Annotated in this window: 14 protein-coding genes; 6 read left to right on the top strand and 8 right to left on the bottom strand. The window is 72.3% G+C overall.

Annotated features, from left to right (window positions below; genetic code table 11):
• Positions 1-150: 150 nt before the first annotated feature.
• Positions 151-4,947: a GH92 family glycosyl hydrolase gene (locus ACBJ32_RS00700; protein ID WP_375124893.1), complete on the top strand. Its 4,797-nt coding sequence runs from the start codon at positions 151-153 to the stop codon at positions 4,945-4,947.
• A 97-nt stretch (positions 4,948-5,044) separates the two neighbouring features.
• Here ACBJ32_RS00700 and ACBJ32_RS00695 read toward each other — a convergent pair whose 3' ends face one another.
• Positions 5,045-5,539, bottom strand: coding sequence for a DUF305 domain-containing protein (locus tag ACBJ32_RS00695; RefSeq protein ID WP_375124892.1), 495 nt, complete (start codon positions 5,537-5,539; stop codon positions 5,045-5,047).
• 67 nt (positions 5,540-5,606) lie between these two features.
• Between ACBJ32_RS00695 and ACBJ32_RS00690 the strand changes: the two genes are divergently transcribed.
• The 3 genes from ACBJ32_RS00690 to ACBJ32_RS00680 all read left to right on the top strand — a co-directional run bounded on the left by ACBJ32_RS00690 (position 5,607) and on the right by ACBJ32_RS00680 (position 8,657).
• A complete protein-coding gene (locus tag ACBJ32_RS00690; RefSeq protein ID WP_375124891.1) occupies positions 5,607-6,356 on the top strand; it encodes a glycoside hydrolase family 25 protein in 750 nt (249 codons plus the stop codon).
• Positions 6,357-6,508: 152 nt separating this feature from the next.
• Positions 6,509-7,357, top strand: a complete 849-nt coding sequence (locus ACBJ32_RS00685; RefSeq protein ID WP_375124890.1) for a class I SAM-dependent methyltransferase — start codon at positions 6,509-6,511, stop codon at positions 7,355-7,357.
• A 127-nt stretch (positions 7,358-7,484) separates the two neighbouring features.
• Complete coding sequence (locus ACBJ32_RS00680; RefSeq protein ID WP_357887960.1) at positions 7,485-8,657, top strand: FAD-dependent monooxygenase; 1,173 nt, start codon at positions 7,485-7,487, stop codon at positions 8,655-8,657.
• 60 nt (positions 8,658-8,717) lie between these two features.
• Here the strand turns inward: ACBJ32_RS00680 and ACBJ32_RS00675 are convergent, their stop codons facing one another.
• Complete coding sequence (locus ACBJ32_RS00675) at positions 8,718-9,968, bottom strand: AI-2E family transporter (protein WP_375124889.1); 1,251 nt, start codon at positions 9,966-9,968, stop codon at positions 8,718-8,720.
• 162 nt (positions 9,969-10,130) lie between these two features.
• A complete protein-coding gene (locus tag ACBJ32_RS00670; RefSeq protein WP_375124888.1) occupies positions 10,131-10,916 on the bottom strand; it encodes an alpha/beta fold hydrolase in 786 nt (261 codons plus the stop codon).
• A gap of 95 nt (positions 10,917-11,011) precedes the next feature.
• On the opposite strand from ACBJ32_RS00670, the gene ACBJ32_RS00665 reads away from it, so the two are divergent.
• Entirely contained in the window at positions 11,012-11,650 is a 639-nt protein-coding gene (locus ACBJ32_RS00665) for a TetR/AcrR family transcriptional regulator (protein WP_357887951.1), read from the top strand.
• Here the strand turns inward: ACBJ32_RS00665 and ACBJ32_RS00660 are convergent.
• From ACBJ32_RS00660 to ACBJ32_RS00645, 4 genes are read right to left on the bottom strand one after another with little or no spacing between them, the layout of a single operon-like run.
• Positions 11,647-11,874: a hypothetical protein gene (locus ACBJ32_RS00660; protein ID WP_357887948.1), complete on the bottom strand. Its 228-nt coding sequence runs from the start codon at positions 11,872-11,874 to the stop codon at positions 11,647-11,649. The genes ACBJ32_RS00665 and ACBJ32_RS00660 overlap by 4 nt on opposite strands.
• Positions 11,875-11,888: 14 nt before the next feature.
• Entirely contained in the window at positions 11,889-13,226 is a 1,338-nt protein-coding gene (locus tag ACBJ32_RS00655; protein WP_375124887.1) for a TRAP transporter large permease subunit, read from the bottom strand.
• 57 nt (positions 13,227-13,283) lie between these two features.
• Complete coding sequence (locus ACBJ32_RS00650; RefSeq protein ID WP_375124886.1) at positions 13,284-14,222, bottom strand: HpcH/HpaI aldolase/citrate lyase family protein; 939 nt, start codon at positions 14,220-14,222, stop codon at positions 13,284-13,286.
• Positions 14,219-15,394, bottom strand: a complete 1,176-nt coding sequence (locus tag ACBJ32_RS00645; protein ID WP_375124885.1) for a CaiB/BaiF CoA transferase family protein — start codon at positions 15,392-15,394, stop codon at positions 14,219-14,221. The genes ACBJ32_RS00650 and ACBJ32_RS00645 overlap by 4 nt, the downstream gene beginning before the upstream one ends.
• A gap of 68 nt (positions 15,395-15,462) precedes the next feature.
• Here ACBJ32_RS00645 and ACBJ32_RS00640 point away from each other — a divergent pair, with 68 nt between their 5' ends.
• A complete protein-coding gene (locus tag ACBJ32_RS00640) occupies positions 15,463-16,116 on the top strand; it encodes a GntR family transcriptional regulator (protein WP_375124884.1) in 654 nt (217 codons plus the stop codon).
• Positions 16,117-16,124: 8 nt separating this feature from the next.
• Here the strand turns inward: ACBJ32_RS00640 and ACBJ32_RS00635 are convergent, their stop codons facing one another.
• Positions 16,125-16,961 (bottom strand): helix-turn-helix domain-containing protein, encoded by an 837-nt coding sequence (locus ACBJ32_RS00635; protein ID WP_375124883.1) that lies wholly within the window; start codon positions 16,959-16,961, stop codon positions 16,125-16,127.
• Positions 16,962-17,048: the final 87 nt, after the last annotated feature.

Raw genomic sequence — 17,048 nt, 5'->3', positions numbered from 1 at the left:
TACCCACATATCGCCACCAAACCCCGAAGCGCTACATGACAGCGCTGTCTTGACAGCGCGCCTCCCGGGTGAAACTTTCATACCAGATCGGGGTTGACAACGTTGTCAGATTTGTTGGTACTGGCCTGCTGACCTGCGGGAAGGTCCTCGATGAAGCGATCCGTCCTGACAGCACTCTTATCCCCCCTCATCGCCCTCGCCCTCGCGGCTCCCGCCACCGCCGCGCTCACCGCACAGAAAGGTCCGGAACCCATTCCCAACCCAGGCCCTTCGGGCACACCCTCCCCCGGCCCGTCCTACAGCCCGCCGCCCGGCCCGGCCGCGGCCGAGCCTGCCCCTCCCGCCGGCGAGGCACGCAGGGCCGCACGTGACGGCCAGGACCTGGCCAGAGCGGAAGGCGCGGCCTTCGCCTCCTCCTTCGAGGACGGCGACCCGCAGCCGACGTGGCTCAACACGGCCGAGAAGGCCGAGAACGTCACCGGAACCCTGCCCGGCGGCATCGAGGGCAGCATCACCGACAAGATCGCCCAGGTCCGGGCCAGCGGCGAGTACGCGGCCGCGGGCGAGGTGAAGGAGAACCTGGCCGACACCGACGCCAACACCAAATGGCTGGTGTTCACCGGCACCGGCTGGGCGCAGTACGACCTGTCCGAGCCCGTCGCGGTCGTGCACTACGCGCTGACCTCCGCCGGCGACGCCCCCGAGCGCGACCCGCGCGACTGGGAGCTGCAGGGCTCGAAGGACGGCCGGGCCTGGACCACCCTCGACACCCGCACCGGCGAGACGTTCACCGCCCGCCACCAGCGCAAGGAGTACCGCTTCGGCAACACCACCGCCTACGTCCACTACCGGCTGAACGTCACCCGCGTCGGCGACGGCTCGACCCTGCAGCTCGCCGAGTGGGAGCTGTCGGACGGCAGCAGCGGCCCCCGGCCGCCCAGCGACATGCGCAGCCAGGTGGGCACGGGCCCGACGGGCGGGTTCGTCTCCAAGCCGCGCGCCGGCTTCACGGGGCTGCGGGCCCTGCAGTACGCGGGCAGCACCACCTCCGCGTCCGGCGGCCGTTCCCTGAACAAGGTGTTCGAGGTGGACCTCCCGGTGACGTCCACCACGGAGCTGTCGTACCTGGTCTTCCCCGAGTTCACGGCGGCCGACCTGCGCTACCCCAGCACGTACGTCTCGGTGGACCTGGCCTTCGACGACGGCACCTACCTCAGCGACCTGAAGGCCGTGGACCAGCACGGCGTCCGGCTGGCCCCGAGGGAGCAGGGCGAGTCCAAGACCCTCTACGCCGACCAGTGGAACTTCAAGCGCGCCGAGATCGGCCGGGTGGCCAGGGGCAAGCGGATCACCCGCATCCTGGTAGCCTACGACAGCCCGGCGGGCATGGCCGGGTTCCGGGGCTGGGTGGACGACATCAGGATCGTCTCGGAGCGCAGGCGGCAGCCGTACGAGGGGCGCCCGCCGCACCAAGGCAGCGGCTACGCCGACCACGTGGTGACGACCCGCGGCACCCATTCCACCGGCGGCTTCTCCCGGGGCAACAACTTCCCGGCCACGGCGGTCCCGCACGGGTTCAACTTCTGGACGCCGATGACCGACGCGGGCTCGACCAGCTGGCTGTACGAGTACCACCGCGCCAACAACGCCGCCAACCAGCCGGAGATCCAGGCGTTCACCGCCAGCCACGAGCCGAGCCCGTGGATGGGCGACCGGCAGACGTTCCAGTTCATGCCGTCGGCGGCCGAGGGCACGCCGGACCCGTCGCGCACCGCCCGCGCGCTGCCCTTCCGGCACGAGCGCGAGGTCGCGCGCCCGCACCTGTACGCGGTCACGTTCGACAACGGGATCAAGGCCGAGATCGCCCCGTCCGACCACGCGGCGCTGGCCCGCTTCACGTTCCCGGGCTCCGCGGCGAAGCTGATCTTCGACAACGTGAACAACAGCGGCGGTCTCACGCTCGACGTCGCCGCCGGGGTGGTCACCGGCTACTCCGACGTGCGCAGCGACCTGTCCACGGGCGCCACGCGGATGTTCTTCCACGCCGTCTTCGACCGCCCGGTCACCGGCGGCGGCAAGCTCACCGGGCAGGGCCGCGACAACGTGCTCGGCTACCTCGCCTTCGACGCCGGCCCGACGCGTACGGTGACCATGCGCATCGCGTCCTCGCTGATCAGCGTGGCGCAGGCGCGCAGGAACCTGGAGCTGGAGATCGCCGCCTCCGACACGCTGGAGGCGGTGAGCGAGCGGGCGCGCCGGGCGTGGGACGCCAAGCTGGGCGTCATCGAGGTGGAGGGGGCGAGCAGGGACCAGCTCGTCACGCTCTACTCCAACCTGTACCGGCTGTTCCTGTATCCGAACTCGGGCTTCGAGAACACCGGCACCGCCGCCGCGCCGCTCTACCGGCACGCCGTGCAGTCGGCCACCGGCACCCCGCCCAGCACGCCGACCGAGACGGGCGCGCGGGTGGCGGACGGGAAGGTGTTCGTCAACAACGGCTTCTGGGACACCTACCGGACGACGTGGCCGGCGTACGCGCTGCTCACGCCGGAGGCGGCCGGCGAGATGGCGGCCGGGTTCGTCCAGCAGTACCTGGACGGCGGCTGGATCGCGCGCTGGTCGTCGCCGGGGTACGCCGACCTGATGGTCGGCACCAGCTCCGACGTGGCCTTCGCCGACGCGTACCTGAAGGGGGTGCCGGGGTTCGACGCCGAGGCCGCGTACGCCGCCGCGGTCAAGAACGCCACGGTCGTCCCGCCCAGCCGGAACGTGGGCCGCAAGGGCCTGGCCACGTCCACGTTCCTCGGGTACACGACCATCCAGTCCACGGGCGAGGCGATGTCGTGGGCGATGGACGGCTACATCAACGACTTCGGCATCGCGAACATGGCCAAGGCCCTGGCCGGGCGCTCCACGGGCGCGAAGCGGGCCCGCTACCTGGAGGAGTACGAGTATTTCCGTGACCGGGCGCTGAACTACGTGCACCTGTTCGACCCGGCGACGGGCTTCTTCCAGGGCAGGAACGCCGACGGGTCGTTCCGCCGCAAGCCGGGCGCCTACGACCCGCGTACGTGGGGCTTCGACTACACCGAGACGAACGGCTGGAACATGGCCTTCCACGTCCCCCAGGACGGCCGCGGCCTGGCCAACCTGTACGGCGGCGCCGGCAGGCTGGCGGACAAGCTGGACACGTTCTTCGCCACGCGGGAGACGGCGCTGTTCCCCGGCTCGTACAGCGGCATCATCCACGAGATGCGCGAGGCCAGGGACGTGCGCATGGGCCAGTACGGGCACAGCAACCAGCCCTCGCACCACATCGCCTACATGTACGACTACGCCGGCCAGCCGTGGAAGGCGCAGGCCAAGGTGCGCGAGGCGCTGTCGCGGCTGTACCTGGGCAGCGAGATCGGCCAGGGCTACCCGGGCGACGAGGACAACGGGGAGATGTCGGCGTGGCAGGTGTTCGGCGCGCTGGGCTTCTACCCGCTGCAGATGGGCAGCCCGTACTACGCGATCGGCTCGCCGCTGTTCAAGAAGGCGACGGTGCGACTGGAGAACGGCAGGAAGCTGGTCATCAGGGCGCCGGGCAACAGCGAGCGCGACGTCTACGTGCAGGGGCTGAAGGTCAACGGCAGGCCGTACGGCAAGACGTACCTGCCGCACGACCTGATCGCCGAGGGCGGCGAGCTGGTGTTCGAGATGGGGCCGAGGCCGTCGCGATGGGGCACCGGCGAGGACGCCGCGCCGCCCTCGATCACCCGCGACGACCGCGTCCCCGCGCCGCTGCGCGACGTCACGGGCCCGGGCCGCGGCACGGCGTCGGGCGCGGGCGGCGCCGACGTGAGCGCGCTGTTCGACGACACCTCGGCCACCCGGGCGGACCTGCCCGAGTGGGTCCGCTACGACCTGCCCGGCAAGCGGCGGGTGAGCTTCTACACGCTCACCTCGGGCGCGCAGGCGGGCCAGGACCCGGCCGGCTGGGTGCTGGAGGGCTCCGCGGACGGCCAGTCGTGGCAGGTGCTCGACGAGCGGTCCGGCGAGAGCTTCCCGTGGCGGCTGCAGACCCGGCCGTTCAAGATCGCCAAGCCGGGGGCGTACGACCATTACCGGATCAGGTTCACCGTCTCCGGCGGGACGTCACCCGCGCCACCCGCCGCGTTGGCGTCACCCTCGGCGTTGGCGTCGCCGGCGTCGCTGGCCGAGATCGAGCTGCTGGCACCGGCGGGGCCGGAGACGTCGCCGGTGGTCGCCGAGGCCGGCGGGGCCTTCGCCGCACCCGGGGAGACCGTGACGCTGCCGGTGACCGTGACCAACCACGCCGACCGGCCCGCCGGCGGAGAGCTGACCGCGACCGGGCCGCAGGGCTGGACCGTCGAGCCGGGCTCCGCCGCGTTCGGGCCGCTCGCGGCGGGCGCCTCGCAGGTGGTGCCGTTTCGGGTGACGGTGCCGGTCACGGCGACTCCCGGCAGCCATCCGGTACGGCTGTCGGCGGTCTCCGGCCTGGGCACGGCGAGTGAGCAGGTGACGGTCACGGTGGTGGGCGACACCGTGGAGTTCACGCCCGGCACCCCCGCCGAGGAGCCCTGGCTGCTCGACGAGGACGGCTCGCAGCTCGACGGCGAGGTGCACGACGGGCGGGCCCGCTTCACCGACGGCGACAGCCGGGCCGTCTACCGGTTCGAGCTGCCGGCCGGGACGAGCGCGGGCTCGCTGACGCTGGACATCGGCAACCAGTTCCTGGTGCAGGTCTCCTCCGACAACCAGAGCTGGCGGACGGTGCTGCAGGAGAGCGCCAACGTGCGCGACCTGTCCAACCGGGAGCAGCGCACCGTCGAGCTCGCCGAGGGGCGCACGTTCTACCTGCGCATCGCGGACAGCCGGCCGCAGGACGGCTGGGGGGCCTGGCTGGCCAGGGTGCGGCTGGAGGTCCGGCGCCCGGCCGGCTGACCCGCCGCTGCCCGGGGGCGCTCGGCGTCCCCGGGCAACGCCCCCGGCTGACCCGCCGCCGCTCGGAAGCGCTCGGCGTCCCCGGGGGAACGCCGTGTCATGCCAGCCGCTCGCCGATCTCCTTCAGCTCCGCGTTCTGCACCTGGATGATCTTCCCGGCCAGCTCCAGCGTGGGGCCGTGCCTGCCGGACGTCCGCACGGTCTCGGCCATCATCACGCCGTGGTGCAGGTGCTCCGACAGCGCCTTGAGCCACGCGCGGTCGAAGCCGTCACCCTCGGGCAGGTCCGCGCCCATGGCGGCGACCGGCTTCACCGGCACCGTCTCGTTCCAGGAGCGCAGCCAGGACTCCATCATCGCGATGTCCGCCCGCTCCGCCGGGATGAGCTTCCCGGCGAGGTCGCGCACGTACGCGCTGCCCGCCCGGCCGGCCGCCGCCTCGGCGAGCTGGATCGTCTGCTGGTGATGCGTGATCATTTCCTGGTTGAAGGTCACGTCCGCCTGCGCGTACGCCTTCTCCGTCTCCGCCGCCGCGGCACAGCCCGCCGCCAGGAGCAGGCCGAGCATCGCCACGATTGCCGTCTTCCAACGCATGTGCTGAGGTACGCACGCCATCACCCGGCGGTTCGATCAGCACGCCACGTAGTCGTATGATGACCGAATGTCATCTCGATGGCGGGGTGCGATCCCGCCGGTTCTCCTCACCTGCGCCCTCCTGCCCGCCTCTCCCGCCCGCGCCACGGCCGGGCCCGCGGACCACGCCGTGCACGGCATCGACATCTCCGGGCACAACCATCCGGAGGAGCAGGCGATCGACTGGCGGGCGCTGGCGGCGAGCGGGCAGAAGTTCGTCTCGATCAAGGCCACCGAGGGTCATCGGACCAAGTGGGTGAACACGTGGCTCGCCCGCGATCTGGCCGGGGCGCGCCGCGTGAAGCTGATCCACACCGCCTACCACTACTTCGTGCACGGCCAGGACGGCGTCGCGCAGGCCGATCACTTCCTGAACACGGTGCGCGGGCAGGGCCTCGACGGGACGCACCCGTACGAGCTGCCGCTGGAGGTGGACGTGGAGGGCGCGTGCGGAGCCGAGCCCGCCGTCCTCGTGCGGCGGGTACTGGCCTTCATCGGCCGGGTGGAGAGCGTGACCGGCGTCGCGCCCACCGTGTACACGCAGAAGAGCTTCGTCGACCGGTGCATGGCGGGCAGCACGGCGCTCGGGAAGCACCGCGTCCGGCTCGCCCGCTACGGCCGCACCCCACCGGCACCCCTTCCCGGCGGGACGGGCTGGGACTTCTGGCAGTTCACCGATTCTGCCCGGGTGGCGGGGCTGCCGGACCACGACGTGGACGAGAACGTCTTCGCCGGCGACCTGGCGGCCCTCGAACGCCTCGCGAACCTCAGCCCCTGACGGCCCCCGCCGGAAGACACGGAAAGAGCCGTTATCAGTTATTGATTTCCCGGGAACGGGGAATTTATTTTCGACTGCCATGCTGAATTCATAATCCCGCGAAATGCATTTAGCATCGGCGTTCCACTCCCCCAGGAAAGGAACGCCCGCACATGCGAGACGCGCACCCCAGCCAGACCGCGATCATGGCGGCCGCCTCCCGCGCGGCCCACCTCGTCGTGGACGGCGAGCCGTACATCTTCCGCGACACCCTGGCCGCGACCCTGCTGGGCGGCCAGGCCGAGGAGCTCGTCGGCTACCACCGCGTGCACGGCGGCCACATCGTGCTCTCCGGCACCCGCGCCCAGGTGACCGCCCGCGCCGCCTACACCGAGCGCCGGCTCGGCGACCGCTTCGAGCAGTACGTGGTGCTGGGCGCGGGGCTCGACACGTTCGCGCTCAGGCGCGCGCCGGGCAGGCCGCCCACGCGGGTGATCGAGGTCGATCACCCCGCCACGCAGCAATGGAAACGCGAGCTCATGGCCGCGGCGGGGCTCACCACGCCGGACGGGCCGGTGTTCGCGCCGGTGGACTTCGAGTCGGGCGGGCTGATGAGCGCCCTGCGCGAGGCGGGGCTCGACCCCGGGCGGCCGGCGCTGGTGAGCTGGCTGGGCGTGGCCATGTACCTGACCGAGGAGGCGGTCGCCGCCACGCTCGCCGCACTCGGCCGCCTGCCCCGGGGCAGCGAGCTGGTCATGGAGTACGCCCTGCCGCCCGGCCTGCGTGACGAGCGGGGCGCCGAATACGCCTCGTTCGCCCTGGCCGCCGCCGCCGACCGCGGCGAGCCGTGGCTGTCGTTCTTCGCTCCCGACGAGGTGTCGTCGCTGCTCAAGCAGCACGGGCTGGAGGTGGTGGAGCACGTGCGGCAGGCCGGCTGCGTCGACCCCGAGCTGTGGCGCCGCCAGGACGGGCTGCGCCCCGCCGACCTGTGCCGGCTGGTCCGCGCCGTCGTGACCGGCTAGCCGACGGGCCAGCCGACGGGCCCGATGGGCGAGCCGGGCGACACGGCGGTGCCCTCCTGTGCCACAACGCCACCGACTGCTACTCTCCGTTATGGATTGCTTACTTTTCGTATAGCGGGGAGCTCTTGTGAAGGTCGCGTGCGTCGGTGGCGGGCCCGCCAGCCTGTACTTCTCGATCCTGATGAAACGGGTGGACCCCGACCACGACATCACCGTGTACGAGCGCAACCCGGCCGGTTCGACGTACGGCTGGGGCGTGACGTACTGGGACGAGCTGTTCGGCTACCTGCACGACGTCGATCCCGAGTCGGCCCGCGAGATCAGCGCGAGCTCGGCCCGCTGGGACAGCTGGGTCGTGCACCTGCACGAGCGCGCCACGGTGACGGTGGGGCACGGCGACAAGGGGTTCGGCATCAGCCGGCGCCGGCTGCTCGCCATCCTCGCCGAGCGGGCCGAGTCCCTCGGCGTGCGCGTCGAGTACGAGCACGAGATCGCCGGCGAGGAGGAGGTCGCCGACGCCGACCTCGTCGTGGCCGGTGACGGCGTCAACAGCCGGCTGCGCGAGCGGCACGCCGAGCACTTCGGCACCGAGGTCGCGGTCGGGCGCAACCCGTACATGTGGCTCGGCACCACCAAGGTGCTCGACTCCTTCACCTTCGCCTTCGTCGAGACGGAGCACGGCTGGATCTGGTGCTACGGCTATCCGTACAGCGAGCAGCACAGCACGTTCATCGTCGAGTGCGGGCCCGACACGTGGCGGGGGCTCGGGCTCGACGTGGCGAACGAGGCCGACGGCCTGGCCCACCTGGAGAAGCTCTTCGCGGAGGTGCTCGACGGGCATCAGCTGATCGGCCGCACGCAGGCCGACGGCGGCCCGCGCTGGCTGCACTTCCGCACCCTGACCAACCGCACCTGGCACCGCGGCAACCTCGTCCTGCTCGGGGACTCCGCGCACACCACCCACTACTCGATCGGCGCCGGCACCGCCCTGGCGCTCGGCGACGCCGCCTTCCTGGTGGACGCGCTGCACGCGGACCCGGAGCTCGAGACCGCCCTGGCCGGGTACGAGCGGGAGCGCATGACCGCGATCCGGCCCTCCCAGCGGGCGGCGCGGCGCAGCGCCCAGTGGTACGAGCACGTCCCGCGGTACGTCGACCGGCCGCCCAGGGAGATGATCGCGCTGCTGAACCAGCGGCATTCCGCGCTGCTCCCGCACGTGCCGCCGCGCCTGTACTACTGGGCGGGCAGCGCCGCCGGCGCGATCTCCGGGCTCGGCGCGCGGCTGTTCAGGCGGGGTTGAGACCGGGCGCCACGACGGCTCAGCCGGACGCGGTGCGCTCGCGCCACGTCGGCTGACGGCTCAGTCGGGCGTGGCGCGCTCGCGCCCGGCTCCCGGCGCGGACCGCTCGGGCGGGCCGGACTCCTCGGGCGGGCCGGACTGCTCAGGCTGCTCAGGCGGCTCGGGTGGTGGCACGCCGCCCGGCGGCGGCGCCGCGGTGTGGTGATCGGCCGCGGCGGCCTGGCCCGCGGGAACGGGCTGGACCAGCTCCTGCCGGGCGACGAACGTGTCGATCAGCGACAGCAGCATGGCCACCACCGGCACGGCCAGCAGCGCCCCCACCGCCCCGAACAGCGACGCCCCCAGGATCACGCCCGCGAAGGCCACCCCGGGATGGATGTCCACCGACCTGCCGCTGATCCGCGGCTCCAGCGTCAGGTTCTCCACCTGCTGGTACAGCACGCCCCAGGCGAGCGCGGCCAGCCCGATCCACGGCCGGGGCGACACGAGCCCGACCACCACGGGCAGCACGATGGCGATGTAGGTGCCGATGGTGGGCACGAACTGCGCCACCAGTCCCGTCCACAGCCCGAGCGCGAGCCACGACGGCATGCCGAGCGCCAGGAACACCACGGTCGACGCGGCGGCGTTGACGGTGGCCAGGATGAGCCTGGCCCACACGTACCCACCGGTCTTGGTCAGCGACACGTCCCAGACGGTGAGGAAGACGCGCTGGAGGTTCGCGGGCATGAGCCGGGCGAGCCACACGCGCAGCCGGGGCCCGTCGGCGGAGAGGTAGAAGATCAGCAGGATCAGCGTGAACAGGTTGACGACCGCGCCGGTGAGGGTGCCGACCAGGCCCAGCACGTTGCCGAGCACGTCCTGGGCGTACTGGGCGGCCTGCTGCGGGGTGAGGTTCAGCGAGGTGAGGATGTCGGCGATCCGGTAGTTGGTGCCGAACCGCTCGTTCACCCAGGCGACGGCGCCGGTGAGGATGTCGGGCAGCTCCCGCACCAGGACGGCGACCTGCTCCGCCAGCAGGCTCCCGAACAGGTACAGGAAGATCGCCGAGACGAGCAGGAACGCCACCATCACCAGCAGCGCCGCCGCGCCGCGGCGCATGTGCCGGGCCAGCCGGCCCACGGCGGGCTCCATGGCCAGGGAGATGAACCAGGCCATCACCACCACGACGATCAGCCCGCCCGCGTCGGCCAGCACGAAGCGCGCGAAGAGCACCAGGGCGAGGACCGCGACGACGGCGAGCGCGGCCCGCCACACGTTCGCGGGTGAGAGCAGCACCCGCACGACGCGGGGCTCTTCCTGCTGCGTCATGTCCCCTCCCTGGGGCTCGCGGTCGCCGCCGCCCTCCTCCGGACCGGGTGACATGATCGGCGACAGGTACGTGGCCCTGCGCAGCGTACGTGGTGGACGAGGTGGTTGCCCAGTCTCGATCAGGACCGCGGCGGCCCGAGGGATGGCGGGACGTGGCGCGGATCAGCCCGTGAGGAAGTCGTCGATCATGGAGGCGAGCCATTCGGCGCGGTGCACGAGCGTGACGTGCGTGGTACCGGGCAGCACGGCCAGCCGCGCGTCCGGCAGCCCGGCCTGGTCGCCGGCCACCCCGCCGCCCCGCAGGCGGAACGTCTCCACGGCGTGCTCGGGGCGGATGATGTCGGAGTCGCCGATGACCACCATCGTGGGCGCCTCGATCGCCCGCACCTCCTCGGCCGTGGGCTCGCGGAGGTCGCGCATGAGGGCGCTCACCTTCTCGCACAATGCGGGGAAGTCCTCGGGCCGGGGTGCGAGCCGGAGGTACTCGTCGTGGAAGGGCGAGCCGTGCAGGTGCTCGGGCCGGATGCTCTCGAAGCCGTCGGCCAAGCCGGGGTGCAGGCCGTCCGGGCTGAAGGAGAACGAGGCCAGGACGAGCTTGCGGACGAGGTCCGGCCGCTGCTCCGCGACGTGGAAGGCGATGCTGGAGCCCAGGCTGTAGCCGAGGAGGTCGGCCCGCTCGACGCCGAGGTGGTCCAGGAGCGCGGCCACGTCGCCGGCGAGGAGCTGAGGCGACAGGGGGCGGTCGATGTCGGCCGTGCGGCCGTGGCCCTGGAACTCGACGGCGATCACCTGACGGGTCTTGGCCAGGTGCGGCAGGAGCCGGCCGAACGAGGTGCCGATGCCGGAGAAGGAGCCGTGGATGAGGACCAGCGGGTCGCCGGCTCCGTGGATCTCGTAGTACATGCTCAGGCCGTTGACGGGGGCGTAACCGCTCGTGTGGTTCGTCATGTGCCCATGGTGCGGGGCCGCGCTTACGCTCTTCTTCAGGTTGGCTTCCGCACGTCACAGTAGAACGGAACCCTACGTTCCCTTACACTGCGGGTATGAGCAGCGCACCCATGAGCGGCCGCAAGGCGCAGGCCGCACGCAACGACGAGTTGATCCTCCAGGCGGCGCGGGCGGTCTTCACCGCCGAGCCCGGCGCCCCCATCGCAGCCGTGGCCGAGAAGGCGGGCGTCGGGATCAGCGCCCTGTATCGCCGCTACCCCAGCAAGGAGGCGCTGCTGCAGAAACTGTGCGGGGACGGGCTGCGGCTCTACATCGAGGTCAGCGAGCGCTCGCTGGCCGACGACGGGGACCCGTGGGAGGCGTTCGCCGGATACCTGCGCGGCATCGTGGACGCCGACTCCAGTTCGCTGACGATCAAGCTGGCGGGCACGTTCACGCCGACGGAGGAGCTGGGCAAGCTCGCGGCCAGGGCCTCGGCCCTGGCCGTCGAGGTGCACGGCCGGGCGGTGGCGGCGGGCGTGCTGCGGCCGGACGTGACGGTGGCCGACATCGCGCTGCTGTTCGAGCAGCTCGCCTCGATCAAGCTGGGCGGCGAGGAACGCGCCTCCCAGCTCCGCCACCGTTACCTGACGCTGATGATGGACTCCATGCGCGTCCCTCCGGCCCACCGCGACCTGCCCGGCCCCGCGCCGCAGGACGAGGAGCTCGGGGCCCGCTGGGTGCCGCGCGGCTAGTCCTCGCCGGCCTTCCAGTGGAACAGGTACGACATCAGGAAGCCGAGCAGCCCGGTCACCCCGGCCGACACGGTCATCGCCATGCCCAGCGCCGACACCGCGCCGGAGACCAGGCCGGGGCTGCCGGCGACGAGGCCGGCGGCCTGGGTGAGCACCAGGGCGACGCCGAGCACGAGGAACAGCACGAGGCCGATCTTGAACAGGACCATGGTGACGCTCTTCATGACGGGGGCTCCTCTCAGATCGGCAGCACGCCGGTGGCGACCAGCACGCCGATGACCAGGGTCGGGATGACGAACCAGAGGATCAGCCGGCCGAACGTCCTGGCCGGGTCCACCTGGGCGATGCCGCTGGCGATGTAGATCGGGGCCGCTCCCGGCGGGGACGCCCCCTCGGTCGAGGCGAAGATCATGATGGCGGTGGCCGCAGCGGCCGGGGCGATCCCGGCCGCGGTCAGCGCGCTGAAGGCCACCCCGCCGACGGCGGCGATCGTGGCGGTGCCGGTCAGCGGCGCGGCGATGACGACGAGCAGCAGGCCGACGATGGTGGCGATGACCACCGCGGGCGCGTCCAGCCCCCGCAGGATCGCGGTGAGCTGGTCCACCAGGCCCAGCTCGCCCAGGCTGGCCGCGGCGGCGAAGGCGAAGAACAGCGTCGCGCCGATGACGGCGTACCTGGGGGCCATCTCGCCGAGCAGCTCGCTCCAGGCGCGCCCGGTGCGCGGCAGCCGCTTCCACGCCACCGCGAACGTGGCCAGCACGGTCAGCACCGGGATCCACACGATGATGCTGATGTCGCCGGCCGCCTCGCCGACCCGCGACTCCATCAGCGCCACCCCGAAGTCCAGCGTCATCAGCACCGGCACGACGATGCCCGCGTACACCAGCAGCGACGTCCACCCGGCGCGCAGCGCCGCCCGCAGCGGCACGATGTCGGCCGCGTCGGTGGCGGCGATGTCGTGCCTGCGCACCCACAGGAACACCACCACGAACCGGTAGGCCACCGTCCACAACCCGCCCACGAGGGCGGGCACGAAGAGCTGGTCGGCGGTCAGCACGGGCGCCACGGCGGCCGAGCCGAGCAGCAGGAACATCGACGAGCTCGGCGGGATCGAGATGCCCAGCCCGGCGTTGCCCGCCACCAGCGAGGCGGCCAGGTCGGGACGCCAGTTCGAGCGGATCATCCAGGGGATGGTGACGGAGCCGACGGACGCGGAGATGCCGGAGCCCGACCCGGAGGGGCCGCCCAGCAGCGCGGAGGCGGAGGTCGAGACGTATCCCGCGCCGCCGCGCAGCCTTCCGAAGATCGAGTTCAGTACGGTGACCTGCTCCTGGATGAGGCCGAGCCTGGTGAGCAGGTACCCCATGAAGACGAAGGCCAGGGCGGCGAAGACGACCTCCTCGGCCATCGCGTCGGCGATGCCCGCCCACGCCAGGTCGAAGAAGCTCGTGCCGCCGAAGAGGCACACGCCGGCGAAACCGATGAGCATCGCCTCACCGATGTTGCGTTTCAGCACGCCGTTCCAGACGACGATGATGGCGATGTAGGCGATGAGCGCCCATACGGCGATTCCCATGGCGAATGACCTCCAATGGGGGGTTGTGCTGGGGGTGAACGGCCCGCCGGCCGATGGTCAGGCGCCGTCTTCCGGCGGGGGCGGGGATGAGCCCGGTGGGGCTGCGGCTGGGCCGGGCCCGCTGTCGCGCGGGCCGGGCGTGCTTTCGCGCGGGCCGGGTGGGGTTTCGGGGCGGTCGGCGAGGCGGCGGGCCAGGTCGACGGTGCGGCGGGCCCTGACGACGATCGGCGCGTCCACGAACCGCCCGTCGGGCAGCGCCACCGCGCCGACGCCCGCCTGCTCCGCCTGCTCCGCCGCGGCCACGATCTCGGCGGCCCTGGCGGTCTCCTCCTCCGTCGGCCGGAACGCCCGCCTGATCGCGGGGATCTGGCGCGGGTGGATGGCGGTCCTGCCGAACAGCCCGAGCGCGCGGCCCGCCCGGCAGGAGGCGACCAGCCCGGCCTCGTCCTTGACGTCCGGGTAGACGGACATGGGCACCGGCGGCAGCCCGGCCGCCGCGGCGGCGAGGACGACCTGGAGCCTGAGGTGGTTCATGGCCTGCTCGTCGGTGATGGCCAGCTCGGCCGCCAGGTCCTGCTCGCCGAGCGCCACCCCCGCCACGCGCGGGTGCGCGGCGATCTCCCTGGCCGCGACGATCCCGGCCGCCGACTCCAGCAGCGCGTACGCGGGCGCGCCGGTGAGCGCGTCCAGCACGGCCGTCGACTCGACCTTCGGCAGCCGTACGGCGTCGGCGAGCTCCCCGACGGCGGCCAGGTCGTCGCGCCCGCGGGCCGTGGCCGGATCGTTGACCCGCACGTGCACGGCCGCGCCTGGGGTGCCGCGCCGGGCGCGCAGGTAGGCGACCGCGTTCTGTCTGGCCGCGTCCTTCCGCACGGGCGCGACCGCGTCCTCCAGGTCGATGATGACCACGTCGGCGCCCGACGCCACGGCCTTGTCGAACCGCTCGGGCCGGTCGCCGGGCACGTACAGCCAGGTCACGGGGAGCAGCGGGCTCACGCGATCACCCCGTCCTCGCGCAGGGCGGCGATCCGCTCGGCGGGGTAGTCCAGCTCGCCGAGCACCTCGTCGGTGTCCCTGCCGAGGGTGCGCCCCGGCCACCGGATCTCGCCGGGCGTCTCGGACATGCGGAACATGACGTTCTGCATGGTGAGCGTGCCGAACTCCTCGTCGGGCACCTCCACGAACGTGTTCAGCGCCGCGTACTGCGGGTCCTCGGCCAGGTCGGTGACGTCGTAGATGGGCGCGACCGCGGCCTGCACCTCCTCGAACCTGGCGATGACCTCCGCGGCGTCCCGTTCGGCGATCCAGGAGGCGACCGCCTCGTCCAGCTCGTCCACGTGCTGCACCCGGCCGTGCCCGCTGGCGAACCACGGCTGCTCGACCAGGTCGGGCCGGCCGACGAGGGTGACGACGCGCTCGGCGATGGGCTGGGCGCTGGTGGAGATGGCCAGCCAGCGGCCGTCGCGGGTGCGGTAGGTGTTGCGCGGCGCGTTGCTGCTGGAGCGGTTGCCGGTGCGCTGCTGCACGATGCCGAGCGCCTTGTAGACGCTCATCTGCGGCCCGAGCAGCCCGAGGATCGGCTCGATGATCGCCATGTCGATGACCTGCCCGCGCCCGGTCTGCTCGCGGGCGTGCAGGGCGACCATGACGGCGTACGACATGGCCAGGCCCGCGATGCCGTCGGCCAGGGCCAGCGGCGGCAGGGTCGGTGGCCCGTCGGGCTCCCCCGTCATGGCCGCGAAGCCGCTCATGGCCTCGGCCAGCGTGCCGAACCCCGGCCGCTTGGCCATCGGCCCGAACTGCCCGAACCCGGTCATCCGCGCCACGATCAGCCGCGGGTTGAGCTCCAGGAGGTCCTGGGGGTCGAGGTTCCAGCGTTCGAGGGTGCCGGGGCGGAAGTTCTCGATCAGCACGTCGGACCGCTCGGCCAGGCGGCGCAGGATCTCCTGCCCCTCGGCCCGCGACAGGTCCACGGCCGCGGCGCGCTTGTTGCGCGACAGCGTCTTCCACCACAGGCCGGCGGCGCCGTGCCCGCGCGAGGGGTCGCCCCGGCGCGGGTGCTCGATCTTGATCACGTCGGCGCCGAAGTCGCCCAGCATCATGGCGGCGGAGGGACCGGCGAACAACGTCGCCGCGTCGATGACCCGCAGGTCAGCGAGGCTCGTCATGAGTATGTAACTTATAAGAAATATGTCATAGGTCAAGAGCGTGGCCGTTCTGCGAGACACTTGAGGACATGTCACCCACCGAGCCCCGGCCGCCCATGAGCAAGGCCGAGTACGTCTACAGCGTGCTCCTGGAGGAGATCCGCACCGGCCGGATCCCGGGCGGCACGGCCTTGCGGGCCGGGGAGGTGGCCAAGCGCCTGGGGGTGTCGGTCACACCGGTGCGCGAGGCGCTGCGCAGGCTCGAGAAGGACCGGCTGATCAGTTACGAGGCCCACCACGGCGCGACCGTGGTGGACCTGGGCGACGAGGCGCTGGCCGAGTACTACGGAGTGCGCGCCGTCGTCGAGGGCCTGGGGGCGCGGCTGGCGGCGGCCAGGATCACCCCGCAGGAGCTGGCCGAGCTGCGCGAGCTGCACGCCTCGATGGCCGAGGACGCCGCGCGGGGCAGGCACGACCGGCTCGGCGAGCAGAGCAGGCGCTTCCACCTGCGCATCGTCGACATCGGCGGCCCCGCGTTCCTGGGCGCGCACGCCAGGTCGGTGCGCAACAGCTTCCCCGTGCCCGCCGAGGCGTCACTGTGGCTGGACGAGACGCAGGTCAAGGCCCAGCTGGAGGCGCACGAAGGCATCCTGACGGCCCTGGAGTCGGGCGACGCGGAGACGGCGGAACGCATCATGATCGACCACGTGCGCCGCGCCGGCGAGTTCCGCCAGCACCACTGAGCAGGAGGTCAGTGAGGCAGCGTGGCGCGGATCCCGTCCAGCGCGTCGGGGGTGGACTCCACGGGCAGCGCCGACAGCGACAGCCGCGCGAACGCCTGCTGGTGCTCCTCGACCCGCCGCCGGTCCTCGATGACGATCGGGGCGTGCAGCAGGTGCAGCACCAGCGCGTCGGGACGGTCCTGCTGGGGGAAGCGCAGCAGCGTGAACGGCGGCCCCTGGTAGAGGTAGCCGCTCTCGCTGACGGGCCGGGCGACCTGCACGGCGAGGTGCGGCTGCCTGGCGGCCTTGGTGAGCGCGTCGAGCTGGGCGAGCCGGTCCTCGGGCCGGCCGAGCGGCGGGTCGGTCAGCGCCGCCTGGTCGAGCACCGCCCACAGGTGCGGCCCCTGGTGCCGGTCGAGCACCCGCTGCCGGACCGCGACCAGCTCGGCGGCGCGGGCGGCCTGCTCGTAGGAGGCTCCGGCGGGCAGCCCGGCCAGTGCGGCGGACAGCGCGTAGGCCGGGGTCTGCAGCAGCGCGGGGACCTGCATGGGGCAGTACGTGTAGATGATCTGCGCCTGGTCCTCCATCTCCAGGAACGCCGACAGCCCCAGCGGCACGCCGGGGGCGTCGTACCAGCCGGGCACCCGCTCCTCCCGCAGCAGCGACAGCAGCCGGGGCGCGTGCTCGCCGTGGCCGTACAGCTCCAGCAGGGTGCGTACGGTGGCCTCGCGCGGGGCCACCAGCCCGTGCTCGATCCGGAAGATCGTGGAGGTGTTGAGCCCCGCGGCGTCCGCCGCGGACTTCATCGACAGCCGGGCCGCGGCGCGCAGGGAGCAGAGCCGGGCCGCGACAACGCTTAACTGCATACGTCTGTCACAACCATCGATGACAAATATCAGCGTTTACACCTGGTCTATTGAAACCGAGTGACGGGTGTTGCACGATGGCCACTC

It is taken from the genome of Nonomuraea sp. GTA35 (assembly GCF_041950525.1).
Lineage (GTDB): Bacteria > Actinomycetota > Actinomycetes > Streptosporangiales > Streptosporangiaceae > Nonomuraea.
Note: the sequence above shows the minus strand (reverse complement) of the source record. Positions and strands in the feature narration are given on the sequence as shown.

Bases quoted from the DNA above. Each gene is read 5' to 3' on its own strand.
- ACBJ32_RS00660 (WP_357887948.1), bottom strand. From the start codon at position 11,874: ATGAAGAGCGTCACCATGGTCCTGTTCAAGATCGGCCTCGTGCTGTTC.
- ACBJ32_RS00645 (WP_375124885.1), bottom strand. From the start codon at position 15,394: ATGACGAGCCTCGCTGACCTGCGGGTCATCGACGCGGCGACGTTGTTC.
- ACBJ32_RS00675 (WP_375124889.1), bottom strand. From the start codon at position 9,968: ATGACGCAGCAGGAAGAGCCCCGCGTCGTGCGGGTGCTGCTCTCACCC.
- ACBJ32_RS00700 (WP_375124893.1), top strand. From the start codon at position 151: ATGAAGCGATCCGTCCTGACAGCACTCTTATCCCCCCTCATCGCCCTC.
- ACBJ32_RS00635 (WP_375124883.1), bottom strand. From the start codon at position 16,961: ATGCAGTTAAGCGTTGTCGCGGCCCGGCTCTGCTCCCTGCGCGCCGCG.
- ACBJ32_RS00690 (WP_375124891.1), top strand. From the start codon at position 5,607: ATGTCATCTCGATGGCGGGGTGCGATCCCGCCGGTTCTCCTCACCTGC.
- ACBJ32_RS00695 (WP_375124892.1), bottom strand. From the start codon at position 5,539: ATGCGTTGGAAGACGGCAATCGTGGCGATGCTCGGCCTGCTCCTGGCG.
- ACBJ32_RS00640 (WP_375124884.1), top strand. From the start codon at position 15,463: ATGTCACCCACCGAGCCCCGGCCGCCCATGAGCAAGGCCGAGTACGTC.
- ACBJ32_RS00665 (WP_357887951.1), top strand. From the start codon at position 11,012: ATGAGCAGCGCACCCATGAGCGGCCGCAAGGCGCAGGCCGCACGCAAC.
- ACBJ32_RS00685 (WP_375124890.1), top strand. From the start codon at position 6,509: ATGCGAGACGCGCACCCCAGCCAGACCGCGATCATGGCGGCCGCCTCC.
- ACBJ32_RS00655 (WP_375124887.1), bottom strand. From the start codon at position 13,226: ATGGGAATCGCCGTATGGGCGCTCATCGCCTACATCGCCATCATCGTC.
- ACBJ32_RS00670 (WP_375124888.1), bottom strand. From the start codon at position 10,916: ATGACGAACCACACGAGCGGTTACGCCCCCGTCAACGGCCTGAGCATG.